This is a genomic window from Sphingobacterium sp. GW821-FHT03E03, assembly GCF_059420745.1.
This window is the reverse complement of the sequence record NZ_JBWKUH010000005.1, coordinates 131,940-157,509: the sequence shown is the minus strand read 5'-3', so window position 1 is coordinate 157,509 and position 25,570 is coordinate 131,940. Positions and strand designations below refer to the sequence as shown.

Annotated in this window: 16 protein-coding genes and 1 tRNA gene; 12 read left to right on the top strand and 5 right to left on the bottom strand. The window is 41.0% G+C overall.

Annotated elements, in window-relative coordinates; translation table 11 throughout:
- Nucleotides 1-18: 18 nt before the first annotated feature.
- The 3 genes from kbl to AC07UV_RS08475 all read right to left on the bottom strand — a co-directional run bounded on the left by kbl (nucleotide 19) and on the right by AC07UV_RS08475 (nucleotide 3,310).
- Complete coding sequence (kbl, locus tag AC07UV_RS08485; protein WP_418359159.1) at nucleotides 19-1,209, bottom strand: glycine C-acetyltransferase; 1,191 nt, start codon at nucleotides 1,207-1,209, stop codon at nucleotides 19-21.
- A gap of 276 nt (nucleotides 1,210-1,485) precedes the next feature.
- Nucleotides 1,486-2,733: an ABC transporter permease gene (locus tag AC07UV_RS08480; protein ID WP_282251231.1), complete on the bottom strand. Its 1,248-nt coding sequence runs from the start codon at nucleotides 2,731-2,733 to the stop codon at nucleotides 1,486-1,488.
- A gap of 151 nt (nucleotides 2,734-2,884) precedes the next feature.
- Nucleotides 2,885-3,310, bottom strand: coding sequence for a DUF2147 domain-containing protein (locus AC07UV_RS08475; protein ID WP_495183351.1), 426 nt, complete (start codon nucleotides 3,308-3,310; stop codon nucleotides 2,885-2,887).
- 466 nt (nucleotides 3,311-3,776) lie between these two features.
- Between AC07UV_RS08475 and AC07UV_RS08470 the strand changes: the two genes are divergently transcribed.
- Both AC07UV_RS08470 and AC07UV_RS08465 read left to right on the top strand, forming a co-directional pair.
- On the top strand, nucleotides 3,777-4,118 hold the full coding sequence (locus tag AC07UV_RS08470; RefSeq protein ID WP_495183350.1) for a phage holin family protein: 342 nt from the start codon (nucleotides 3,777-3,779) through the stop codon (nucleotides 4,116-4,118).
- 194 nt (nucleotides 4,119-4,312) lie between these two features.
- Nucleotides 4,313-6,208, top strand: coding sequence for a heavy metal translocating P-type ATPase (locus AC07UV_RS08465; RefSeq protein ID WP_495183349.1), 1,896 nt, complete (start codon nucleotides 4,313-4,315; stop codon nucleotides 6,206-6,208).
- 129 nt (nucleotides 6,209-6,337) lie between these two features.
- Here AC07UV_RS08465 and pgi read toward each other — a convergent pair whose 3' ends face one another.
- Nucleotides 6,338-7,987 (bottom strand): glucose-6-phosphate isomerase, encoded by a 1,650-nt coding sequence (gene pgi / locus AC07UV_RS08460; RefSeq protein WP_495183348.1) that lies wholly within the window; start codon nucleotides 7,985-7,987, stop codon nucleotides 6,338-6,340.
- Between the two features lie 286 nt (nucleotides 7,988-8,273).
- Between pgi and prfB the strand changes: the two genes are divergently transcribed.
- The 9 genes from prfB (at nucleotide 8,274) to AC07UV_RS08415 (ending at nucleotide 22,549) form a co-directional block, all read left to right on the top strand.
- Nucleotides 8,274-9,357 (top strand): peptide chain release factor 2 gene (gene prfB / locus AC07UV_RS08455; RefSeq protein ID WP_120261199.1). Its coding sequence is split into 2 segments (ribosomal slippage): nucleotides 8,274-8,333 and nucleotides 8,335-9,357, totalling 1,083 coding nucleotides; the frame shifts between segments, so codons are not numbered across the junction.
- Nucleotides 9,358-9,769: 412 nt separating this feature from the next.
- Nucleotides 9,770-11,215 (top strand): glycosyltransferase family 2 protein, encoded by a 1,446-nt coding sequence (locus AC07UV_RS08450; RefSeq protein WP_282251241.1) that lies wholly within the window; start codon nucleotides 9,770-9,772, stop codon nucleotides 11,213-11,215.
- Between the two features lie 39 nt (nucleotides 11,216-11,254).
- Entirely contained in the window at nucleotides 11,255-12,556 is a 1,302-nt protein-coding gene (locus tag AC07UV_RS08445) for a nucleotide sugar dehydrogenase (RefSeq protein WP_282251243.1), read from the top strand.
- 222 nt (nucleotides 12,557-12,778) lie between these two features.
- The gene (locus AC07UV_RS08440) at nucleotides 12,779-13,315 is read left to right on the top strand and encodes an RNA polymerase sigma factor (RefSeq protein WP_495183347.1); all 537 of its coding nucleotides are present in this window, start codon (nucleotides 12,779-12,781) and stop codon (nucleotides 13,313-13,315) included.
- A 199-nt stretch (nucleotides 13,316-13,514) separates the two neighbouring features.
- Nucleotides 13,515-14,630 (top strand): FecR family protein, encoded by a 1,116-nt coding sequence (locus AC07UV_RS08435; RefSeq protein WP_495183346.1) that lies wholly within the window; start codon nucleotides 13,515-13,517, stop codon nucleotides 14,628-14,630.
- Nucleotides 14,631-14,868: 238 nt separating this feature from the next.
- Nucleotides 14,869-18,294, top strand: a complete 3,426-nt coding sequence (locus AC07UV_RS08430; protein WP_495183345.1) for a TonB-dependent receptor — start codon at nucleotides 14,869-14,871, stop codon at nucleotides 18,292-18,294.
- Between the two features lie 16 nt (nucleotides 18,295-18,310).
- Nucleotides 18,311-18,442: a hypothetical protein gene (locus AC07UV_RS08425; protein WP_495183344.1), complete on the top strand. Its 132-nt coding sequence runs from the start codon at nucleotides 18,311-18,313 to the stop codon at nucleotides 18,440-18,442.
- A 29-nt stretch (nucleotides 18,443-18,471) separates the two neighbouring features.
- Entirely contained in the window at nucleotides 18,472-20,103 is a 1,632-nt protein-coding gene (locus tag AC07UV_RS08420) for a RagB/SusD family nutrient uptake outer membrane protein (RefSeq protein WP_495183343.1), read from the top strand.
- A 67-nt stretch (nucleotides 20,104-20,170) separates the two neighbouring features.
- On the top strand, nucleotides 20,171-22,549 hold the full coding sequence (locus AC07UV_RS08415; protein ID WP_495183342.1) for an outer membrane protein assembly factor BamB family protein: 2,379 nt from the start codon (nucleotides 20,171-20,173) through the stop codon (nucleotides 22,547-22,549).
- Between the two features lie 238 nt (nucleotides 22,550-22,787).
- Here AC07UV_RS08415 and AC07UV_RS08410 read toward each other — a convergent pair.
- Nucleotides 22,788-22,859: transfer RNA gene (locus tag AC07UV_RS08410), tRNA-Glu, on the bottom strand.
- 140 nt (nucleotides 22,860-22,999) lie between these two features.
- Here AC07UV_RS08410 and AC07UV_RS08405 point away from each other — a divergent pair.
- The gene (locus tag AC07UV_RS08405; protein ID WP_495183341.1) at nucleotides 23,000-25,516 is read left to right on the top strand and encodes a family 20 glycosylhydrolase; all 2,517 of its coding nucleotides are present in this window, start codon (nucleotides 23,000-23,002) and stop codon (nucleotides 25,514-25,516) included.
- The last annotated feature ends 54 nt before the right edge of the window (nucleotides 25,517-25,570 follow it).

Here is a 25,570-nt window from a genome sequence, read left to right as displayed (position 1 = left end):
TTTATAACTATGTGTATTTTATTTAATTACACCTAATTCTTTACCTACTTTAGTAAAGGCGGCGATAGCTTTATCCAAGTGTGCAAGCTCATGTCCTGCTGAAATTTGAACACGAATACGAGCTTTTCCCTGAGGTACAACAGGATAGTAGAAACCGATCACATAAATACCTTCGTCCAACATCTTAGCAGCAAAAGCTTGTGCAAGTTTCGCGTCGTAAAGCATCACAGGGACGATTGGGTGGAAACCCGGTTTGATATCAAATCCTGCTTCCGTCATTTTTTCACGGAAATATTTGGTGTTGGATTCAAGCTTATCACGCAAAGCGGTCGTCTCACTCAGCATATCCAATACCGCAACAGAAGCGCCTGCAATTGCTGGTGCCAATGTATTTGAAAATAAATAAGGGCGTGAGCGCTGACGTAACAAATCAATGATCTCTTTTTTACCTGACGTGAAGCCTCCAGAAGCTCCACCAAGGGCTTTACCAAGTGTCCCGGTAATGATATCTACACGATCAATCACATTGAAAAGTTCATGCGTACCGCGGCCTGTGGCACCAATGAAACCTGTACAATGCGATTCATCGATCATCACCAAAGCTTGATATTTGTCCGCAAGATCACAGATCTTGTCCAATGGCGCTACTGATCCGTCCATGGAGAATGCACCATCGGTAACGATGATTTTGTGTCTTGCTCCTGAGGCTGCCTGCAACTGTGCTTCTAAATCTGCCATATCCGCATTTTTATAGCGAAAACGCTGCGCTTTACATAAACGTACGCCATCAATGATCGAAGCGTGGTTCAATTCATCGGAAATAATTGCGTCCTCCGCACCAAACAATGGTTCGAAAACACCGCCATTCGCATCGAATGCTGCCGCATATAAAATCGTATCTTCTGTTCCTAAGAACTGGGAAATTTTTGCTTCTAATTCTTTATGTACATCTTGTGTACCACAGATAAAACGTACAGAAGACATGCCATAACCATGCGTATCAATGGCTTGCTTTGCCGCTTCGATAACCTTCGGGTGAGAAGATAGTCCCAAGTAGTTGTTTGCACAAAAATTGATGACTTCCTGTCCTGTGCTCACTTTAATATCTGCTCCTTGAGGGGTAACAATCACCCGCTCTTGCTTATACAATCCCGCTTCTTTGATTGCTTCCAATTCCTTTTGTAAAACTGGTTGTAATGTATTGTACATAATTCGAATTTATTTTTTTATACAATATTACAGTTTTTCTTTGGTGGAAACAGCCTGTTTATTGAGAATTCACCTCAAATCAATGTTTTGATAACATTAAACCGTTTGCACAAATTTATACCACCCTTTCATTTCCTTCCTTTTGCAACGAATAACGGTATCATCATGGCATAGATCACAGGCAAGCGACTTCGGATCACTGACAGCATGACAGCGGAGTGTTAAATGTAGCAATTGATAGCGATCAACAATGTATTAATTTAATACAGATTTGGTTTATTCATAACGCAGCGCATCCACGGGATCCAATTTTGAGGCTTTGGATGCCGGATAATAACCGGATAGCATCCCCACAAGACCACAGACAGCAAATCCAAGAATAATAGCTGTCCAAGGAATAATAAAGGATGTTCCTAATTGCAGAGCCAATAAATTACCGATCAGGATGCCGATAAATATACCCGCGACACCACCCATCATACAGATGACAATGGCTTCCATCAAAAATTGCTTGCGGATCACACTTGGAGTTGCTCCTATTGCCTTCCGAATACCTATCTCCCGTGTCCGTTCGGTAACAGACACCAACATGATATTCATTAATCCGATGGATGCACCTACAAGGGTAATAAAAGCAATCACGACTGCTCCTAGGGTCACCATCGCCATATTCTGCATGAGCATTTGTGCTACAGCGTCGGATTTGGTAATCTCAAAATCATTGGTTTGTCTTGCAGATAGACCGCGAATATTCCGAAATACGATGGAAGCTTCTCCAATTGCAGCTTCTAATCGCATGGGATCATTAGAAGAGACTGTGATCACATAGGATGGCTCCACAACCTGCATGACAGATCTTGCTTTCACCAAAGGGATAAAACAGGCTCTATCACCCCCCATACCTGCAGAAGACCCCTTGCTTTTCAGTACGCCTATCACCTGATAACGAATATTATTGACTGTGATATATTGTCCTATTGGATCAAGGATTTCACTAAAAAGCATTTTACTGACTTCACTACCAATAATAATCACAGCTCCACCGGTCTCCACATCCCGAACAGAGAAATTACGTCCCTCACTGACAACATATCCTGAGGTTTGAAGATAATTTTCATCTGTCCCTATGAGTCCAATATTGGGATTGGTTTTTTTGGATTGAAATTTTACTGTCGAATTCCAGGTCACATTGGCGCTGATGGAGGTCGTCGCATTAAAATGAAAATTCTGTCTGAAACGGGCCGCTTGGGCATAAGTTATATTTGCAAAGACCTTAGATCGCGTTCCACCGGTACCAATCTGCACATTGATCCCTCTATTCCGAATATTGAATGAGTTGGAGCCCATGGAGGAAAAAGAATCCGTGAGGGAATTTTTCATGGCATCGATAGATGTCAATACGCCAATCAGGGCCATCATCCCTATGGCTATAATCAGCGCTGTTAAAAATGTCCGAAGTTTATTGCCTACAATAGATTGCAGCGCAAGTTTTACGTTCTCAACATAAGACATTTTTACGGACATACAGCGATTATTATAATTTGCAGATGAAAATACTGTTATTCCTCCACAAAACCAAAAGGCAATTTATTCTAATGAAATAAATTGCCTTTTTTATACCAAATCATTGCCATCAAGAAGGTCGATTTTGATTTGCTATAGTTCTTCAATACAATTAGTTGATCCTTTTCCAGGTTTCGGTCCTACCCAATAAACTGACGCCGACATAGCCACGTATATCAAGTTTATCACCTTTTAAAGTCATTTTACAGCTATAGGTCTTTCCTGTTTTTGGATCATAGATTTTTCCATCCTCATACGTATTCCCGTCTTTTGTAAAATTGGTCAGGATCTCCAATCCCTGAACCGCCCTATCCTGAAGCGTTTTGTCGGGATTTTTCACATCTTTTTTGGGCTGTCTGGATTCATTGTTCGGAAATTTAAGCCAATACAGTTTTCCGAAAAATTTGTCTCCTTTTTTATAAATCTCCACACGCCCCTCTCCACTTGGGTTTTCCCATTTTCCGATGATCGGATCTGTTTGTGCAAACAATGTTACTGTAGCAAGTAACATGATGAATGACATCATAATTTTCTTCATTGGTCTACTATTTATGAGTTATTACTAAAAAACGATCGCTGATATCTAATCTATTAATATGAATAAATATACAAAATATTTACTATGCTTGCATATATTTATTTCTCGTGATTCCAATTTATTTAAATAGACACAAAGATTCATTTTTGGTTTAACGACGCCCCCAATTTGCCAAGTCCCATTAAGTCTTATTTGGCACTTATTCGACCCTGTGCGACCCTTGATCTGTCCATAATTTCTAAATCTTATATCCTTTTTCTATCGCTTCGCTATAGATCACTTAAAAAATCAATAGCGAATTAGTCGCAGACTTCCGAACAAAGTCTGAGCGGATCCGGACAAAGTATGAGAAAAGAGCAAGCGAAACAACAGTTCATCAGTATATGCACATTAAATTTTGGCATCGCGTTTGCACGATAGTTTTTATATTATTACTTTATTCACTGTTTATAAATTAGCGCATATTATGAAATTTATTATTAGTCTTTTACTCACCGGAGTTGTTGTCGCAATCGCTTGCTGGATTATACCGGGTGCAAAAGTTGCTGGTTTTGGCTGGGCTATTGTCACAGGACTGGTTATCGGGTTTGTCAATGCTACTGTAGGTTCTATTTTGAGGCTGTTTACCTTCCCTTTGAACTGGCTTACACTGGGTCTAATTTCCTTTATTATCACTGTTTTGATGGTCTTGCTTTCAGACTCACTCCTTGGAGACAAATTTAATGTAGATGGGTTTTGGACCGCGGCGTTATTTGCTATCGTTGTCGCAATATTAGAAATGATCATCGGAAGCACTTCAAAAGACTAAAATTATATTTATTGAATGATAAAAAGGCTGTTTTTCAAATAGAAAAACAGCCTTTTCTATTTCAGCATGACGAATGACTTACGGATGGTACGTCTACTTTGAAAACCCGCTTATCCGCCATTTTTATTGGACCTTCGCTCGCTTTTTAAGCTTAAAATAGCTAAATTTATATTATTTAATAGATCCCTCGATATATGTGCGAACACAATCACGAGCATAGCCATACAGAAAAAGATACACCTTGGTGGATTTCACAACGCAAACTCCTTATTGCACTCATCATATTGATCACACTGCTGATACTCAAGTACGCATTTAAGATCACTCTTCCGTTTTACGCGTCACTCCTTCTAAATGGTATTGCTTACCTATTGGCAGGCATTGCGGTTCTCCAGATGGCTTTTCGAAAGGCAAAGCGTGGCGATTTCTTCAACGAGTTTTTTCTAATGAGCGTTGCAACCCTGGGCGCATTTGCAATACGGGAATTTGAAGAAGGCGTAGCTGTCATGGTATTTTATCAGATTGGCGAATGGTTTCAGGATACCGCCGTGGACAACGCAAAAAAATCCATTAAATCACTATTGGATATACGTCCGGACAAAGTCACTGTCTTACGAAATGAAAAACAAGTGGACGTCAACCCCAAGAAGGTTGAAATCGGCGAAATTATTCTCGTCAAAGCTGGCGAAAAAGTGGCGTTGGATGGTAAACTGATCAATGAACGGGCGGCATTCAATACCGCAGCGCTAACCGGAGAAAGCAAACCGGACACCAAATATAAGGGTGACACCGTCTTTGCAGGTATGATAAATCTAGAAACAGTTGCTGAAATCACTGTAGGCAGCTCGTTTCAGGATAGCAAATTGAGCAAGATATTGGAGATGGTGCAAGATGCGACAGCGCGCAAATCTAAAACACAGCTCTTTATCTCAAAATTTGCAAAAATCTACGTCCCTATTATCTTTGCGCTGGCACTTCTGGTACTTATCGTCCCTATATTCCTTGTCAGTGATTATAGCTTCAGAGACTGGTTTTACCGCAGTTTGGTCTTTTTGGTGATCAGTTGTCCTTGTGCGCTAGTGGTCTCTATCCCCTTGGGGTATTTCGGCGGAATAGGACTGGCCTCCAGAAATGGAATATTATTCAAAGGCGGCAATTTCCTGGATGCTATCACTGCAGTTGATACTATTGTTATGGATAAAACAGGCACCCTCACCGAAGGTGTTTTTGCAGTAAAAGAGGTCCACGCTGTCAATGGGCAAACCACAACATTACTGGATTATGCCAAGGCCATTGAATCGAACTCTACCCATCCGATCGCGAAGGCAATAGCGAGCTACCATCCGGGAGACAGCTCATTCATTACGGAAAGAATTGAGGAAATCGCGGGCTATGGACTCAAAGCAACGATCAACAATAAGCATGTCCTCGCGGGCAATAGTAAATTGCTGGACAAATTCGACATTCATTATCCGGAAGAAATAAAGCAAATTGTCTATTCCATTGTATTGATTGCCATAGACAATCAATATGCAGGCTACATTACCGTTGCAGATCGAAATAAGCCTGATGCAAAAGAGGTTATTTCGGCTATGCGGGCACGAGGCTTATACACGGTCATGTTGTCCGGTGATAAGAAGGCAGTAGTAGACGAGGTTGCGAGGGAACTTGGCGTTGACAAAGCTTACGGTGACCTTTTGCCCGAAGATAAAGTAAGTCATGTACAGAGACTGATTGACGGAGGACGCAATGTCGCTTTTGCTGGGGATGGCGTCAATGATGCTCCTGTGGTCGCCTTAGCTCAGGTAGGTATAGCAATGGGTGGATTAGGAGCTGATGCAACCATTGAAACGGCAGATGTTGTGATCCAGAATGATGAACCACATAAAATTTTATCCGCAATCAAAATTGGTAAAATTACCCGCAATATCGTTTGGCAGAATGTCATCCTAGCGATGGGCATAAAGATTATTGTCTTAATCTTGGGTGCCGGAGGAGTTGCAACACTCTGGGAGGCTGTTATCGCCGATGTTGGGGTAGCGCTCCTGGCGATTCTAAATGCCATCCGTATACAAAATAAAACTGTATAAGCTAATTCGCTAGCGGAAGAAAACTGTACAAAATCGGTATAACATAAGCGGCTGACTTTTTCCAAAGTCAGCCGCTTATGTTATACAGTGGTATCAGTATTCCTGAATGCCATGTACTTTTCGCTCATCTTAATCACGCCAGGATTTATAAGTATTGATCAACCCATTGGTGGAAGAATCATGACTAGTGATAGGATTATTATCACCTAATTCAGGTAGAATCTTATTAGCTAACTGTTTACCCAGCTCGACACCCCATTGGTCAAAACTGTAGATATTCCAGATCACACCTTGCACAAAAATCTTGTGTTCATACAGAGCAATGAGTCTACCCAGTGTACGTGGCGTCATTTTTTTCAATAAAATAGAGTTTGTTGGCCGATTACCCTCAAATACTTTATACGTTTTCAATTCCGCCACCTCTTCATTCGATTTACCCGCTTTTTGTAATTCGGCAACAACCTCTTCCTCCGTTTTACCATTCATTAGTGCCTCTGTCTGTGCAAAGAAATTAGACAATAAAAGCTGATGATGATTGCCTATCGGATTAAGGCTATTCGCCGGTGCAATAAAATCGCATGGTATCAATTTTGTTCCCTGGTGAATCAATTGATAAAAAGCATGTTGTCCGTTTGTTCCAGGTTCACCCCAGATGATCGGTCCTGTCTGGTAGTCTACACGCTCACCATTCCGGTCTATATATTTTCCGTTGCTCTCCATATCCCCTTGTTGGAAATAGGCCGCGAAACGGTGCAAGTATTGATCATAAGGAAGAATGGCATGGCTTTCGGCTTCAAAGAAATTATTATACCATATACCAAGCAAAGCCAATATCACCGGAATATTTTCCTCCAAGGCGCTGGTTCTGAAATGCTCATCAGCATCGTATGCACCTTTTAGAAGTTCCTCGAAATTATCAAAACCAATAGCTAGGCTAATGGACAGTCCGATTGCAGACCATAGGGAATAACGTCCGCCAACCCAATCCCAAAATTCGAACATATTTTGTGGATCTATTCCAAAAGCCTTTACTGCATCCGTATTGGTGCTCAACGCCGCAAAGTGTTTAGCAACATCCTGCTCACTTGCGCCCTTACTTAGAAACCAATCCTTAGCGGTATGCGCATTGGCCATCGTCTCCTGTGTTGTGAAGGTTTTTGACGCAATCAGGAACAATGTTGTTTCGGGGTTTACTCCCTTTAGCGTTTCAGCGATATGTGTACCGTCTACATTAGAGACAAAATGTACATTCAGCCTGCTCTTGTAAGCTTTTAAGGCTTCGGTGACCATTACTGGTCCCAAATCAGAACCACCAATACCGATATTAACAACATCAGTGATCTCCTTGTCTGTATATCCTTTCCATTCTCCGGAGAGAATCTGCTCTGTGAACGTTTTCACATGTACCAACACGCTTTTAACAGCAGGCATCACATCCTTTCCATCGACAAAAACAGGCCGATCGGATTGATTTCTCAATGCGGTGTGCAAAACGGGTCTATTTTCGGTCACATTGATCCGCTCACCCGCAAACATAGCCGCTATCGCTTCGGAGAGCTGACACTCTTTTGCTAACTGGATCAACAGTGCCATTGTCTCTTCGTTTACGCGATTTTTGGAATAATCTAAAAGAATATCCTCAAAAAGGATCGAAAACTTCTCAAATCGCTGTGGGTCTGCCACGAAAAGCTCACGGAGATCCTGCTGATTGATATCAATATAATGATCTACCAAATATTGGTAGGCTTTGGTTGTTGTAAAATTAATTTTTGGAAACATACTGTTTTTGTTGAAATTATTTGTTTTAAACCGCTAATAAGAACCTTCCATATTTTTTCATTACACCTGACACAGATCGCAAAATGAAGGTTTATGCTGTTGATGATATCAAAACTAAAAAAAAAAGGTCAAATATTAGTATTGAGTGGAGAGTATTGCATATTTAAACGTCAACAGTACAAGTCTATGGCTTATCATGTTGTTCTTAATATGACTGACGATTGTTGTAATAACATATTGAGCCCAAGAACGGATTTATTGATTAAAAATATCTACATTAGCAGATATGACAAAAGAACAAATTCAAGACTTGAGGGATCGTGTTACTTCCCTGAGGAGGCATCTTTGACATCGATGTCCGTAAAGAAGAAATAGAAAGAGATCAAGCCATCACAATGGAAGCAACCTTCTGGGATGACTCCAAAGCGGCAGAGAAGATACTTTTGGCCATCAAAAACCAAAAAGTATGGACAGATCATTTTGATGAAGTTGCCTCCGCTGTTGAAGACACCTATGTAATGTACGAGTTTTTTCAGTCTGGAGACGCAACTGACAAAGAACTGGACGACCAGTATAAACTGGCATTGGAACAGGTCGAAGAACTGGAGTTCAAAAATATGCTCAGTGCAGAAGAGGATCAGCTGGATGCGATCTTACAGATCACCGCGGGAGCTGGTGGTACGGAGAGTTGTGACTGGGCAGCCATGTTGATGCGGATGTATATCATGTGGGGGGAGAAAAATGGCTATAAAGTCACCGAACAGGATTCTCAGGAAGGGGATGTTGCCGGAATTAAAAGTGTAACTCTTCAACTATCTGGAGACTTTGCATATGGCTACCTTAAAGGTGAAAACGGAGTACATCGACTGGTTCGTATATCGCCATTTGACTCCAATGCAAAACGACATACCTCCTTTGCCTCGGTTTATGTATACCCCCTGATTGATGATAATATCGAAATAGACGTCAAAGATTCAGAAATCGAGTGGGATACCTTCCGTTCTGGAGGTGCCGGTGGTCAAAATGTAAACAAAGTAGAGACAGCTGTACGACTCCACCATAAACCCACGGGTATTATTATCAAAAATCAGGAGACGAGATCGCAATTGCAAAATAAGGAAAATGCTTTACGACTATTGAAATCACAATTGTATGAGATTGAAATGCGCAAACGACAAGAAGCCTCCGCAGCAATCGAAGGAAATAAAAAGAAAATCGAATGGGGATCCCAAATTCGTAACTATGTCCTACATCCTTATAAATTGATCAAGGACCTACGCACAAATTACGAAACATCAAATACCCAAGCGGTATTGGATGGAGACCTAAATGATTTCTTAAAAAATTATTTGATGGAATTTGGCGGTTAATCTATCGCGAAAAATCTGCAAAATCGAAAGGGGTATCAGCAAGGCTTGGTATCCCTTTTTTCACACAAAGTCACTGCCTTCTTTCGGACACAGTTTGTCACTTAAACTGTCAAGTTCTCTTAAAAAATTTCCCAAAAACGTTAAAAAACCTTAAATGTCTACTGCTCGTATAGGCTTGCTATTTTCTAATTACAAAAGCATCACAATAACACAATAACCTGTAATTCAGAGGCTTAAAAACAATACAAATGTATCAATAACGTTACAAAAGAGCCGTTCTCTCGATTTTTGGCACAAAATAAAGGCATGTATTTTGCGTTTATGGATTCGTAATATTTTCATTACAAAAGACTCTTCGTCTGAGTCAACAAAGAAAGTAAAAGAAGAATGTATATCTAAAAATAGAACGGCTATGAATTACATGAAAGAAAACTCAATCGTATCAAAGCAGATGGCTAAACAATGGGAACCTGCAATGTACGACGTAAATGAAGAACAGCAGCAATCCGAGACCGCAGTAGAGAAAGTCGAAGAAAGCAGTTTTGGACCAAAGGAATACGGTATTTTCGGAGCGACCTTTTTCGTACTATTTGCATCAGTCTTTGGTGTGTATATGCTCCAACCAGATTTTGATGCATTACGTTTTCAACGTTTAGATAGTATAGGTGGAACATTTTTAATAGGCTTAGGTATATTTTTGGCCACTGTCGCGATCAGCTTTTTAATATTTTTAATTGTGCTTCACCGTAAATACAAGCCAATTGCATCTGTTTCAGATGAAGAACTACCGACCTGTACGATTATAGTTCCGGCTTATAATGAAGGACAATTGGTTTACGATACACTTCATAGCTTGGCGAGCAGCGACTATCCGGAGAAAAAACTTCAGATTATCGCCATTGATGATGGAAGTAAGGATAATACTTTCGCTTGGATACAACGTGCCAAAATGGAGTTGGGCGATCGCATAGAGATCTACCAACAACCTAAAAATATGGGTAAACGCCATGCTTTATACCGTGGTTTCAAATTAGGAACTGGAGAGGTATTTATTACAGTAGATAGTGACTCTGTGGTAAACAAGGATACGATCCGTAATATGGCCAGCCCATTTGTAACCAATCAGGAATGTGGCGCTGTAGCAGGTAATGTGCGAGTACTGAATAATAAAAAGGCTATTATACCACGGATGCTAAATGTAAGCTTTGTCTTTAGTTTTGAATTTGTACGTTCGGCTCAAAGCATGTTAGGTACCGTAATGTGTACTCCAGGAGCATTATCTGGATATCGCAGAGAAGCTGTCTTGAACTGTCTTGAAGACTGGATCCATCAAACATTTATGGGACAACCTTCCGACATTGGAGAAGATCGTGCCATGACCAATATGATTTTGAAGCAAGGATATCATGTATTGTTCCAGTCTAACGCATTTGTATATACTGATACTCCTGTACGTTATAAAAACTTATATAAAATGTTTATCCGTTGGGAAAGAAGCAATGTGCGTGAAAACATTATGATGAGTCAGTTTGCCTTTAAGAACTTTCGTCAAGGACCGAAGTGGGGTGCGCGTATCTTATTGATTATGCAATGGCAAAAAGTGCTGCTATCTTACCCAATGCTATTATTGATGCTATGGACAGTATTCCATTATCCATTGATGTTTTTAAGTTCAACTTTGGTAGGTATTCTTATATTTTCAAGTATCCAAGCATATTTCTTTGCCTCTAAAAACGCAAATGCGAAAGAAGCCTTCTGGGCATATAGCTACAGTATATTTTATGCCTTTAGTTTATTTTGGATCACTCCTTATGCCATTGCTACTGCTGGACGTAGAGGTTGGTTGACGAGAGGTTAATTTCAGCGTAAAGAACGTATCTTTACTTTAAATATAAATATGACAGATTTTCAGATAAAAAAAATTGCCATCATTGGACAGGGATATGTGGGATTGCCATTAGCGATAGCTTTCTCTGATTTCTTTCCAGTGATAGGCTTCGATATTAACAAAACACGTATTGACGAACTTAAAGCCGGCATAGACCGTACACTGGAAACTCCTGCAGATGAGCTTACACGTGCAAGGAATCTATTTACGACATCGGAACAACGCAAAGGGTATGATGCGAGTGCAACCGTTCAAGATATCGCAGATGCCAATGTCTATATTGTAACTGTTCCGACGCCTATAGATCGTTATAATTCGCCAGACCTATCTCCACTGTTGGCTGCCTCCAAAATGATCGGTGAACTCCTAAAAGTTGGTGATCTGGTTATTTATGAATCCACGGTCTATCCCGGGTGTACTGAAGAAGAATGTGTCCCGGTTTTGGAAAAAAACTCAGGTTTGAAATTTAATCAGGACTTCTTTGTTGGATACTCACCAGAACGCATAAATCCTGGAGACAAGGTTAATTCACTGCAAAAAGTGATGAAGGTAACCTCAGGAAGTACTGCCGAGGCAGGACTTGTTGTGGATGGACTTTATAAACAAATTATTCACGCAGGTACACATCTTGCTCCTTCAATCAAAGTGGCCGAAGCAGCTAAAGTTATTGAAAATGCACAACGTGATGTCAATATATCGTTTATGAACGAACTCGCTTTGATCTTTGACCGCGTTGGTATAGATACGCAGGACGTGCTTGATGCTGCTGGAACAAAGTACAATTTTCTCCGTTTCAAACCCGGTTTGGTCGGTGGGCACTGTATTTCAGTAGATCCCTATTATCTGGCTCAAAAGGCAACACAATTAGGCTATCATCCACATGTCATCCTTTCAGGCAGGGAGGTTAATGATCAAGTAGCTTCATTTATCGCTTCCAAGGTCGTCAAACTGATGATACAAAAGAACATCAAATTCGATGGCGCAAAAGCTTTAGTATTGGGTGTAACCTTTAAGGAAAACTGTCCGGATATTCGTAATAGCAAGGTCGTCGACATGATTCAAGATCTCAAAGAATTTGGTCTGGAAGTAGATATCTATGATCCTTGGGTAAACCCTGATGAGTTAAAAAAACATTTTGGCCTTGACCTATTAACAACTCTTCCGCAGTCTGGCAATTATGACAGTATCATTCTTGCTGTAGGACATCGAGAGTTCTTACATCTAGATCTCAAAAATTTAAAAAAGAATCCTTCCGTTGTATTCGATATCAAAGGAATATTAGATCGAAAATTAGTGGACGCTCGCCTGTAGGGTCCTGTTTTTTTAGATTATTTTCTGGTAACATTCTTTTAAACCGTCAGTTTTCCTGCTATTTATTGAGAAAACTGACGGTTTTTGTTATAAATGGAGATTATGCAATCGTTTGTTTAAAAAAATAGCATCAAATCTTTTGTTTTTAATATTAACTTAACACCACAATTATAAATTTGACCTCATTAAACTAAGGGATATTTAGCACAAATTGCGGTACTTATGAAACAGTTAGACGACACCGAGCTATTCATCAGAATTCAAGCGGATGACCGTTATGCTTTTTCTGAATTAGTCAATCGCTATTCAGACATACTTTTCCGTTTTATTCAACGCCGTATCTCCTGTACCGAAGATAGTGAAGACATTTTGCAAGAAGTATTTGTTTCACTATGGAATCAGCGTCTTAATATCACAATAGAATACTCGCTATACCCGTATCTATTTAAAGCGGCTAAGTATAAGATTATCGACTGGACAATAAATGAACAAAAAAAAATTGTCCGTGCCGAAAAACTACTGGCAAGCTTTCAAGGGGTGTCCCCGACATCCGAAGAGGAGCTTCTGGCAAAAGAATTAGCGGTATTGATTGACACCGAAATCGAAAAAATGCCCACAACAATGAAATCGGCATTTTCACTTAGCAGAAAGGAATCCATGTCGATCAAAGATATTTCTTCGGAACTAGCCATATCCGAACAAACCGTGAAAAACAACATTTCGTTAGCCTTAGGTTGGTTAAAGCTTCGTTTTAAATAAAATCTCCGCTATATCTTTATATCAAAATAGGCCATCCAAGCCACTATATTAGCAGGCGAACTCCCTATATCTCTCCTAACTAAAGGTTAGCACGAAAAAAAAAGCCTTTCATAAAAATATACCACTGTTTATCAGTTGTTTAAAAATAATTTCAATTTTCTTCGGTACTTTTATTCTCCTTCTCCGATTATAGGTCTGTATGAAGGAACAAGAATCGTCAGATCAAGCTAAAGCTTTGCTCAAAAAGTATCTGGAAGGCCAGTGTACAGCAGAGGAAGAACAACAAGTTCTTCACTGGTTTTATGCACAGGATCAACCCGAGGAGGAGCAATTAACGAAAGAATACCAAACAGGATTAGCATCACGTATCAATATGAAGCTAGAGGAACAGCTATTTAGTGAACCTGCTCCTACCATCCGACGACTAACTTGGTTTCGATCCAAATGGATGGTGGCAGCGATGCTTGTAGCCGTTTCAGGCTGCAGCCTTTGGATGTACAACAGAATTTCTTCGCCGGATCAAAAGCCGCTGGAACTGGCTGCGGAAGTACCTTCACAGGATCAGGCCTTTCACAATGATATCCTTCCTGGAGGGCATTATGCCAAAATCATAACTCCAAAAGGAGAAGAAAAACAACTAGCCGATCCATTTGTCCAGCGACTTGAGCAATCCTCCGATCAACAAGGAAAGAATTTTCTTGTTGATGTCCCAAAAGCGGGTTCTTATATGATTATTCTTGAAGACGGAACCAAAGTATGGCTGAATGCTTCTACAAAATTATCGTATCCCACACATTTCGAGGCCAATCAACGCCAAGTTGCTTTAACTGGGGAAGCCTATTTTGAGGTCGCAAAAGATACCAACAGACCTTTCCGGATCAATGCCAACGGTACCACAATTGAAGTCCTTGGAACAACTTTTAATGTTAATGCCTATCACGATGAGGTTTCGACATCTTTAGTGGAAGGCAGCGTGAAAGTCCTTAAAGAAGGCAACCAAACGATTATCAAGCCAGGTCAACAGGCGACAACATCGCTAACAAACGATATCAAAGTTACAACAACTGACCTGACAAAAAATACAGCTTGGCAACGGGATGAATTTTATTTCGATGGCAACAATTTCAAAGATATCTCTCTTCAGATCGCCCGATGGTATGATGTTGAGTTTGAAAATACGGAGACAATCGGAGCAAATTCAACCTATAAAGGTTCCATCAGCAGAAATAGCAGACTTTCAGAAGTATTGCAGATCTTGGCTCTTGCCACGGGACGCAAATTTGATATTATCGGACGAAAGGTTATAATACAATGAGACTAATTACCCAAATATTAAACGGCCTATGGTATAGACATCAACTTTAGCGCCTTGTGGTTAACAAAAAAGGGGATGTTGACGCATCCCCGGTTAAATTCAAGGCTTATTTTACTGATTACCAACAGAAATTTTAAAACCTTAAAAATCATTCTAATTTATGAATTTTTTTTCTCCAATGAAAAGGCAGGAGAAAGATCGGGGATTCCGTATCCCTCCAGCCTTTAAAACTTTATGTATGATAAAGTTAAGCACTCTTTCTTTGCTTTCCCTCGCTCTTGGAGCCCATGCGTCGGGGACGGCACAGACTGTCAATCTTTCCTTAAAAAAAGTACGGGTAGAGAAAGTTTTGCAAGAAATTTCAAAACAAACCGATCTCCGTTTTTTCTATGATGAAAAACTATTGAACAGTTTGCAACCTGTAAGTATCCATGTCGATCACGGACCTATACAGCAGGCCTTATCCAAAGTTCTTAAAGGTCAGAACCTGACATATCAGATTCTCAATAACACGATCGTCATTTCAGAAAAACAACGCACAGATATCGAGATAACAGGTACTGTACGCGGGCCAGAGTCTACACTAGCTGGTGTTACCGTATCCGTCGAAGGCCATGCTACACTTTCGACCAAAACCGATGCCAATGGTCAATTCAAACTTCGTATACCGGAGAACGCTGTATTGGTATTTCAATATATGGGTTATACCACAGAACGTGTGCAAATAGGCAGCCAGCGTACAGTGAATGTGACCTTGCAAGAAAGCAACTCACAGTTGGATGAGGTTATTGTTGTTGGCTACGGTACACAACGGAAAGTGAATCTCACCGGAGCCGTTGATATGATATCGTCCAAACAACTGGAAAGCCGTCCGATCGCAAATCTTGGCTCCGGGTTACAAGGGTTAATCCCCAACTTGAATATCACAAGTTCTAATGGACGTGCAACCACCAATCCCTCATTTAATGTACGTGGTTTTACAAGTTTGAATGGTGGAGAACCGCTAATATTGGTGGATAATATTCCTTATTCGGCAGATGAGGTTGCTCGAATCAATCCAAATGACGTCGAGAATGTATCTGTATTAAAAGATGCGGCCTCTGCAGCTATCTATGGCGCGCGTGGTGGTTTTGGCGTTGTATTAATCACTACCAAAAAAGCGAAGAGCGACAAATTAGATATCTCTTTCAGCAGCAATGTTGGCTATCGGACTTTAGGAAAGTTACCCAAATTTATTACGGATCCTTATCAGGTCATGGATATCAAGAACGAAGCAGGCAAGCCTTTGTATAACCTTTATCCAGAATCTGCCCGTGAATATGCAAAAAAACGTTCGCTAGATCCGTCGCTACCCGCTGTGACCCTGTCCGACAATGGTCAAGATTGGGTGTATACAGGCACAACAGATTGGTTAAAAGAAGCCTATAACAATACAGCTCCAACTTACAACGCTAATCTGAGCATCGCAAAGAAATCTGATAAGATCGGATATTACCTTTCCAGTGATTATTATAAGCAAGATGGGCTTTTAAAATACGGAAATGATATTTACAAACGGTATAATGTCAGGGGAAAAGTTGATCTTGATGTAACCAGTTGGCTGCAAGTTTCCAACAACACACTTTTAACCAGTACGAATTATGAAGCACCGGTATTTCTTGACGGAGACTTCTTCTGGAATGTTAACCGAACAAATTCTTTAGATGTACCATTCAACCCAGATGGCACTTGGACAAGAGCGGGTGCTCAGGTACTCGGCGCATTGCAAAAAGGAGGAAGAAAAGATGATCGCATCAATGAATTTGTAACGACATTTGCTGCCAAAGCTTCATTAATCAAAGGAGTTTGGGATTTAAATGCAGATGCAACAATCCGACGGACTTCTGGCCTAACGCGTTCTTACGATGTCCCATCCATGTACAAAACGGGCCCAGAAGCGATCTTGACACCGACCTTTTCAAATACCTATGCAAGGAATGACAATTCAACGACTCGGTATAATGTCTATAATATCTATACCGACTTTCATAAAGAATTCGGAGATCATTATCTGCAGGCAATGGTCGGTTATAACCAGGAATATAATTATAATAATACCAACTGGATCAAAGCCCTAAGCCTAATATCTTCGTCTGTTCCCTCTATCGGAACCGCAACTGGAGATATCTCCAAAGATGAGCGAATTAAAGACTGGGCAGTGCAAGGCATATTCTCCCGTGTTAGCTATAATTATAAAGAAAAATACTTAGCAGAGTTCAATGGCCGTTTTGATGGCTCGTCTCGTTTTCCCGCAGGTAATCGCTGGGGATTTTTTCCATCTATTTCCGCAGGATGGGCCGTTTCAAAAGAAAACTTTTTTGAGCCGATAAAAAACGCGCTGGCCATGGATTTTCTAAAGATCAGGGGTTCTTATGGTTCTTTGGGCAATCAGTTATTCAATTACAATTCTGATTATCCTTACCGTGATACTTACCCTTACATTCCCATTATGACCAACAAGCAAACGGATTATATCTTGGGTAACGGAAAACCGCAAGCGGTATATAGTCCCAATGCCGTTTCAGACACCTTTACTTGGGAAACAATACAAACTGTCAATGCGGGTATTGATATGAATTTCTTCAACAGCAAGTTGGGCGTTAATTTTGACAAATATACACGCTACACCAAAGACATGCTGGTCCCGGGGAAAGTATTGCCAGGCCCATTTGGCACAGTTGTTCCCGTGGAAAATGCCGGTGATTTAAAAACCAAAGGTTGGGAACTGCGTCTGACTTGGCGCGATAGCAAAGAATTAGGTGGTTCACCTTTCTGGTATAATATTGCTCTTACCTTAGCTGATAACAGATCTTGGATAACACGGTTTGACAACCCAAGCAAATCTCTGGGTAACAACTGGATCAACAATTACGTCGGACAAGAAATCGGAGAAATATGGGGAGCTGATATCACTGGATTTTTCAAAAGTGATGCTGATGTAGCAGACCATCCGAATCAAACTGCTATGGGAACTGATGACCAATCCTATAAATTCTATGCCGGAGATCCGATCTTTGCAGACCGCAATGGGGACGGCAAAGTAGATATGGGTAAGAAAACTGTAGATGATCCAGGAGACATGCATATCATCGGCAACAATAGCTCTAGACTACCCTATAGTATTGACCTTTCTACAGGATGGAAAGGTTTTGATTTCCGCGTATTCTTACAGGGTATCGGAAAACGCGATTGGTACCCAGGCGGATCCAACATCTATTTCTGGGGTGTGTATGCACAACCTTGGACTAACCCTACAGCACAAAATGCTGATCATTGGACACCGACAAATCAGGATGCTTATTTCCCGGCAGTACGCGCTTATTCTGCGGAGGATAACTACCAGCAACTGGGCATACCCAATAAACGCTATATGCAAAATGGGGCTTATATGCGAGTAAAAAATCTGACACTCGGTTATACGTTGCCTGCATCCGTACTACAACGCATCAAATTGCATAAAGTACGTTTCTTCTTTAGCGCAGAAAACGTCTTCGAGATTTCACACCTCAAGGTAAAATTGGATCCAGAATCTTTGGGCGGTCTATATCCATCATCAGCGAATCGGGTACAGGCAGCTTATCCTTTTCAAAGGACATTTACTTTCGGTCTGAACATGAATCTTTAATTCTAAAACTCAAAAAATGAAACGTATCAATTATATCGCTTTAGCATCGCTGGTATTCCTAGGAGTATCCTGTAAAAAAGACTACCTTGATCGAACTTCCGGATCTGCTATCACCAAAGAGGTCTTTTTAATACTCCTGAAGATCTAGCCACATACACAAATGGTCTTTACAAACAAATGCGGGCTGAGTATACAGACTTATATTCGGATAATATTGCCTTGAGCAACAACGATCAAAATGCTGAAGTCAGAACACTCCTAGCGGGCACGCTTTCTCCTGCGACCGTCAAGGGTTGGGATAAGGATGTATGGGCACCATTGCGTGATGTCAATTATATGCTAAACAATGTCGGAAAAGTAAGCGGAGATCCTGCTGTCATTAACCATTATATAGGAATCGCTCGTTTATTCCGTGCAAATTTCTACTATAAGATGGTAAAAAAATATGGCGACGTGCCTTGGTACTCTCAAGTATTGGGAACCTCCTCCGAAGATCTATATAAAGCAAAAGACCCACGTACCGCGGTGGTCGACTCCCTTATGAAAGATCTAGAATTTGCAGCAGCAAATGTACTGCCGGCAAGGACAGACAATTCTTATATAACAAAATGGAGCGCATTGACCCTATTGTCACGGATCGCGCTTCACGAGGGAACTTTCCGTAAATACCACACAGAATTAAATCTACAAAACACAGCAGCGACATTTTTGGAAAGAGCTGCATCTGCCTCGCAGGAAATCATAAATAACGGTGGATTTGTAATTTCAGGAAATAACGCAACGGACTATCGCGCGCTCTTTTCTAGCAATAACTTATCGACCAATAAAGAGATCATCTTTATCCAAAAAAATAGTCGCGATCTTGGCGTTGCAAATAATACACATACAGTGTTAGATTGGCAATGGGCGCTAAGTGCTAACTTGGCCAACGAGTTCCTAATGAAAGATGGTACCCCATTTACTTCAGTGGCAAATTATGGTAAGAAAAATTTCTCAGAGATTTTCCAGAATCGCGACCCACGTCTTGCAGAGACAATAATGCCTCCAGGATTTAGTAATAATGCCGCAGGCACGCCTTATATCACTCGTCCTGACTTTGGGGGATTGCTTCAAATTAAGTTCTATCCTCGCGATCCTGCACTGCGTGGTGGCTGGGAACTTAATTATACCGATTTGCCTATCATGCGTTACGCGGAGATCCTATTAATTAATGCCGAAGCAAAAGCTGAATTAGGAAAATTGACCCAAGCTGATATTGATGTTACTGTAAATAAGATTCGCAGTCGTGTAGGTATGCCTGCTTTAAATCTTGCCGTTGCCAATGCGACACCAGATGCATATCTCGCCAACCAATACCCTGCAGTCTCTGGTGTCAATAAAGGCGTACTTTTAGAAATTCGCCGAGAACGTCGTGTTGAACTCGCCTGTGAAGGATTCCGTTTTGATGATCTTTATCGTTGGAAAGCCGGAGCTTTACTTGCTCAGGCTCCAGGGGGAATGTATATTCCTGCCCTAGGTGGAATAGATGTAACCGGAGATGGGGTCGCTGATATCGCCATCCTTAAAAAAGGAGATGAATCGCCAATAGCAAACCTCCCTGCAGCTGTAAAGGAGAAAATTGTAAAATTTTATGTGAATGAAGGAACATTCTATCTTGAAAACGAAACCTCAGGGAAGGTAATGTTTTTGGATGATAAAGCACCACAGCGCCCAAGAAGCTTCAATGAAGCGAAATACTATTACTTTCCGATACCCATCGAACAAACTGTATTGAACCCAAAATTAGAACAGCCAATGGGCTGGAAATAACGGTTTGATTTTAACCATAAAGAGCCAGCTCTCCCCCCGGGAGCAGCTGGCTCTACTTTATAAAACTATGATAAAATTAACTAAACTAATCACATGCCTTCTACTTCCGATCGCGCCCTTATTTGCACAGCAACGGGTAGGTCGCGTTTTTGAAGATCAGAATGCAAACAATCAGTTCGAACAGAACGAAAAACAACTTGCCGGAATTGTTGTATCTGACGGTTATGATGTTGTAAAAACGGATAATACCGGAACATACACCTTACCTCACAATCCAAACGCCCGCTTTTTGTTTGTTACCATCCCTAGTGGATATAAGGCGACTAAAACACATTATATCCCGCTTCGTGCTGAGCATAAAAATTTAGATTTCGCCTTAACCAAAGATGCTGTACAACAAACAGATTTTTTGCGATTTATCCAAATTACGGATACCGAAACGCCTCTCTATGGCCCATGGATAGATAACGTCAGAAATTATGCCCAGCAGCAAAAGGCGAGCTTGATTATGCATACCGGTGATATCTGTTATGAACCAGGTATGCTTTTTCATGCCAAGCAAGTAAACTCCGAACTGATGGGCAGGCCTACATACTATACGGTGGGCAACCATGATCTCGTAAAAGGAGAATATGGAGAAAAGCTATTTGAAGACCTCTTTGGCCCGACCTATTACTCTTTTGATGCTGGTCCAGCCCACTTTGTCGTGACACCAATGCCAAATGGAGATTATAAGCCAAGTTACACTGCCGACCAGATCATCGCCTGGCTTAAGAAAGATCTTGCAGCAATGGACAGATCAAAACCTTTGATCTTTATCAATCATGATTTCTTCGCTGGCCCAGACTTTATCCTGAAAGGTGAGAAAGAGCAAATTGACTTGATGCAATATAATCTGAAGGCTTGGTTTTACGGCCATTGGCACAACAATTTTGTTTTTAAACAAAAGGGAGTTTATGTTGTCTGTTCAAACGCTCCCAATAAGGGAGGAATTGATAATTCGGCAGCGCAGTTTGTCGTGGTCGATATCGACAAACAAGAAATCAAAGATATTAAGCCTATTTATACCAATCTACGTGACCATATCCAACTGGTACATCCGACCACTGACCAACAAATAAACACTCAAGAAACTCTTCCAATCGTGGTCAGCGCTTATGACAGTGAGCGAAAAATACAAAAGGTAGCCGTGGAAATCTCTGCCCATGAAACTGGTAAACGTCTTACTAGCGTACAGCTGTCTTCTTCTGGCGACTGGTTATGGCAAGCAAAGGTACCTTTCGTAAAACAAAAGGGACAATATGATGCACTCATTACTATTCATTATCAAAATGGAGAACAAGCCTTAAAAAGACAGTCTTTTAATTTGGCTGGCCATGCAGAAAGTACCATGAAACTGCAATGGTCTGCTGCTGTAAACGGAAATATTTGGAAAACCAGTCCGCTGATTGTCGGGGACAAACTTTTCGTTGCGACGATGGACGATGGTATTGGAACCAATCATTCCATTATAGCACTAGATAAACGCACCGGAAAAACGCTGTGGTCATTGCCAACAATTAATTCCATCAAACATAAACTGCGCTACAGCGACGGTATATTACTCGCAACTGATGTCGAAACAAATATATATGCCATCGACGCAAACACAGGCAAAATCCTGTGGACAAAAAAAACATCCAATCCAAGCCTTCCTACATTCGTATCTGGCCCAGCACTTGACAGAGGAATTTATTATGCAGGCCTAGGCAAGCGTATGTCAGCAATTAACATCCATAGCGGGAAAGTGCTTTGGGAAGGTGTCGATCCATCGGGCGGCGAAGCGACTCCAGCAGAACTATCGGTCGTAGATCAAACCTTATTAGCAGGATACAACTGGAATGCCTTATGTGCGTATGATATCCAAACTGGAAAACTCCTTTGGAGACGCCAAGAGGATGGGCTACGTTTTAGAAGCGGCGGCGTTACCGCAAAAGACGGTTATCTGTATACAGCCGGGCTCAATGGTTTATTTAAGCTAAACTTACAGACTGGCGAAATCATACAAAAGAGCATCAAAACAGATGATTTTAAAGTCATGGCCTCTCCTAAAATTTCCGATGACCTGTTGGTCATGCCGACATCTACAAATGGAATAAAAGCATACGACCTTCAAACCTTAGAAGAGAAATGGCATTTTTCCACGGACGAGGCGCTGGTATATACCTCCCCTTATAGCAGTCCTGACCAACACAAACCGGTCGGAACAGTGGAATCAGCGGTCGTTGCAACCAAAGACAAACTACTTTTTGGTGCTTCGGACGGTTACGTCTATATGCTCAGCAAAGAAGGAAAACTAATTTCAAAATTCAACCTGGGTGCTCCTATTTTTTCAGAAATCACTGTGGATGGTGATTTTATTTATATCGCTGATTTCGCAGGAAATGTCTCCTGCTTTAAATCATAGCAGACAACTTTAACCCACAGGACGCCCGGATCTGCGATTATCCCGAATCTGGGCGTCCTGAGTTTTTTTATCAACGAATTTAAAAAATGAGTTTGTGTCCAATCGACAGCCGAACAGATGACTAGATATTTTCCAAGCAGATAATCTTCTAGCAGATAAACAAAAAGTTGAGCTAGAGATTCGAAAATAGACGAGGGTTTTATCATAAAAAAAGCGACTCTTTTGAAGTCGCTTTGTGTAGCCCGTAGGGGAATCGAACCCCTGTTTCAAGAATGAAAATCTTGCGTCCTAACCCCTAGACGAACGGGCCGTTTTCTGTTTCGGTGTGCAAATATAGAAAGTTTTCTAAATCTGTCAAAATTTTATCGAAATTTTTATTCATTTTTTTCTAAATAGATCGCAAAACCCTCTAAAATAGCTATATTTAGACTCATTGAAAAAGTAACCAACATGACTAATTTTAAAAAAATTAAAAATCCTCTACTCTATGCTGGTCTTGGCATGGCACTTTTTAGCCAAGCAGCATATGCTCAAAAATCGAGCACGATTGCAGATCAGCTGCAACTCACCTGGCAGGTCAAGGATGGCCAGAACATCCGTAAAAACCCTGTCTCAACAATCATTCTGAAAAATAAGGGCAAAAGTGCGATACAGCTCAATGATTGGAGTCTCTGGTTTAATTTTATCAGATCCATTGATCCTGATAAAGTAGATAAAAGATTTGCCATTGACCACAGGAATGGCGATCTATTTCAAGTGAGCTTTAAGAAAACCAATTTTTCATTAAAAGCACAGGATACCATCCATATTGATTTCATTACAACAGGACTTGTCAATTATACCGATGGACCAATCGGTTTGTACATAAAAAATAGCAAAACTGGGCTTTCAACAGATATTCAGAACTATAACGCGGTGAAAACAGCACCTCAATCCGATGCTGAAAAAGCGGATTATTGGTCTCATAAGTATGCCCTAAATAAACTTACCGAAGGTATAGAGGCGCAGGCCATTATCCCTTTACCCAGCAATATCAGTATCAACAATAATGCAAAATTCAATATATCGACAAATACAAAAGTATTTATCGCTAGCGAATTCTCTTCCGAAGCAAGCTTTCTGACAGATTTCCTCAACAAATACGCAGGGATCAAGTTGTCAACGAGCCCGGAAAAACAAGATGGTGTTATTATCGTCAAAGCAAACGATCTGAAACCTGAATCTTACCGCCTAAACATCGATGCAAAAGGTATCCGGATAGAAGCGGCGGATAAGGCTGGCGCTTTTTATGCTATACAGTCTTTGAAATCCTTGATTAATCATCAACAATGGAATAAAACGAGCAAATCCATTGCCTTACCTTATGCAAAAATAGAAGATAGTCCTCGTTATGGCTACCGAGGTTTTATGTTGGATGCGGCCCGTAATTTCCATAGCAAAGCAGAAGTGTTACGCATCCTGGATCTGATGGCTTCCTACAAATTAAATAAGTTCCATTTCCACTTTATTGACGATGAAGGTTGGCGATTGGAAATCCCATCCTTACCGGAACTGACTGCAGTAGGTGCCAACCGTACGGCTAATTTCGAAGACGGTAAGGGAATTCAACCTGCTTACGGTTCTGGTGCGACTGCAAAAGCACATCAATTCTACACCGTAGCTGATTATATCGAAATCTTAAAATATGCACAAGCAAGGCATATCGATGTAATACCTGAAGTAGAAACACCAGGGCATGCCCGTGCAGCAATCAAAGCAATGCGTGCGCGCTTTGCACATTTTACGAAGGCAGGTGATAAGCAAAAGGCTGAGGAATTCCTGTTGGATGATGCGGATGACAAATCTGTGTATAACTCCGCGCAAAACTGGAACGACAATGTGATGAACCCTGCCCTGTCTTCAACGTATCATTTCCTGAGCAAAGTGGTCGATGAAATCAAAGCTATCCATGAAAAAGCTGGAGTACCGTTGAAAATTATCGATTTGGGAGGTGATGAGACACCGAGTGGTGTCTGGGAAAAATCACCAAAAATCCTTGCTTTCATGAAGGATAATAACATCAGTAATGTACTTGATGTATGGCCAATATATATTGCCAAAATCAACAAGCTCGTTCAAGAGAAGGGTTTGACGATGTCAGGATGGGAAGAGATGGGCATGCGCAATAAAGGAAAAGGAATGGAAGTTAACGCCGAATTGGGTAAATCCGGCATCCATCTCAATGTATGGAATAACCTTCCGGGTCAAGGCCAGGAAGATTTAGCTTACCGACTGGCAAATGCAGGCTATAAAGTTGTCTACACAAGTGCGGCAAATAACTATCTGGATATGTCATGGGACCGCGACTTTGCAGATCCGGGCCATAGCTGGGTCGGCACTGTAAACCTGAACAGAACCTATTCTTTCTCACCGGAAAACTTCTTCATTAATCTTCGTAAAGATGATACCGGAAAAGATCTCGTAAAAGAAGCTTATACCAACAAAGAGCAGCTTACTGCTGAAGGAAAGAGAAACCTGCTCGGCATCAAGGGTGCACTATGGGCCGAAAAAGTATCGACAGATCAACGCCTTGAAGAGATGATATTCCCTCGATTAATTGCTATTGCCGATCGCGCCTGGGCACAGGAACAAGCTTGGGAAAAAGGCAATTCTTATGATGAAGCAACCTATCGTAAGTCGTATACGGCCTTTATTAAGAAATTAGGCGAGGATGAATTGAAGAAACTGGATATTATTGATGGGGGTTATACCTATCGCCTTCCGAAGCTTGGAATAAAAAAAGAGGGTAACCTGCTTTATATCAACACCGATTATCCCGGATTCAAAGTCTATTATACAGAGAATGGAAGCACACCGACATTGAAATCAAAAGAAGTAAATGGCGCAATTCCTTTTCAAGCGGGCAAGAAATATCTATTCAAAGTCTTTGATGCCAAAGGTAGATCCGGAGACGTTATTGCATATTAAAAACTGAACTGGATTATTATAATAAAACAGTAATATCCGATGTCCTTAAGCTGG

What these genes read in the sequence shown, in the direction of transcription:
- kbl (WP_418359159.1), bottom strand. Translation starts at nt 1,209, where the DNA reads ATGTACAATACATTACAACCAGTTTTACAAAAGGAATTGGAAGCAATC.
- AC07UV_RS08480 (WP_282251231.1), bottom strand. Translation starts at nt 2,733, where the DNA reads ATGTCCGTAAAAATGTCTTATGTTGAGAACGTAAAACTTGCGCTGCAA.
- AC07UV_RS08475 (WP_495183351.1), bottom strand. Translation starts at nt 3,310, where the DNA reads ATGAAGAAAATTATGATGTCATTCATCATGTTACTTGCTACAGTAACA.
- AC07UV_RS08470 (WP_495183350.1), top strand. Translation starts at nt 3,777, where the DNA reads ATGAAATTTATTATTAGTCTTTTACTCACCGGAGTTGTTGTCGCAATC.
- AC07UV_RS08465 (WP_495183349.1), top strand. Translation starts at nt 4,313, where the DNA reads ATGTGCGAACACAATCACGAGCATAGCCATACAGAAAAAGATACACCT.
- pgi (WP_495183348.1), bottom strand. Translation starts at nt 7,987, where the DNA reads ATGTTTCCAAAAATTAATTTTACAACAACCAAAGCCTACCAATATTTG.
- AC07UV_RS08450 (WP_282251241.1), top strand. Translation starts at nt 9,770, where the DNA reads ATGAATTACATGAAAGAAAACTCAATCGTATCAAAGCAGATGGCTAAA.
- AC07UV_RS08445 (WP_282251243.1), top strand. Translation starts at nt 11,255, where the DNA reads ATGACAGATTTTCAGATAAAAAAAATTGCCATCATTGGACAGGGATAT.
- AC07UV_RS08440 (WP_495183347.1), top strand. Translation starts at nt 12,779, where the DNA reads ATGAAACAGTTAGACGACACCGAGCTATTCATCAGAATTCAAGCGGAT.
- AC07UV_RS08435 (WP_495183346.1), top strand. Translation starts at nt 13,515, where the DNA reads ATGAAGGAACAAGAATCGTCAGATCAAGCTAAAGCTTTGCTCAAAAAG.
- AC07UV_RS08430 (WP_495183345.1), top strand. Translation starts at nt 14,869, where the DNA reads ATGATAAAGTTAAGCACTCTTTCTTTGCTTTCCCTCGCTCTTGGAGCC.
- AC07UV_RS08425 (WP_495183344.1), top strand. Translation starts at nt 18,311, where the DNA reads ATGAAACGTATCAATTATATCGCTTTAGCATCGCTGGTATTCCTAGGA.
- AC07UV_RS08420 (WP_495183343.1), top strand. Translation starts at nt 18,472, where the DNA reads ATGCGGGCTGAGTATACAGACTTATATTCGGATAATATTGCCTTGAGC.
- AC07UV_RS08415 (WP_495183342.1), top strand. Translation starts at nt 20,171, where the DNA reads ATGATAAAATTAACTAAACTAATCACATGCCTTCTACTTCCGATCGCG.
- AC07UV_RS08405 (WP_495183341.1), top strand. Translation starts at nt 23,000, where the DNA reads ATGACTAATTTTAAAAAAATTAAAAATCCTCTACTCTATGCTGGTCTT.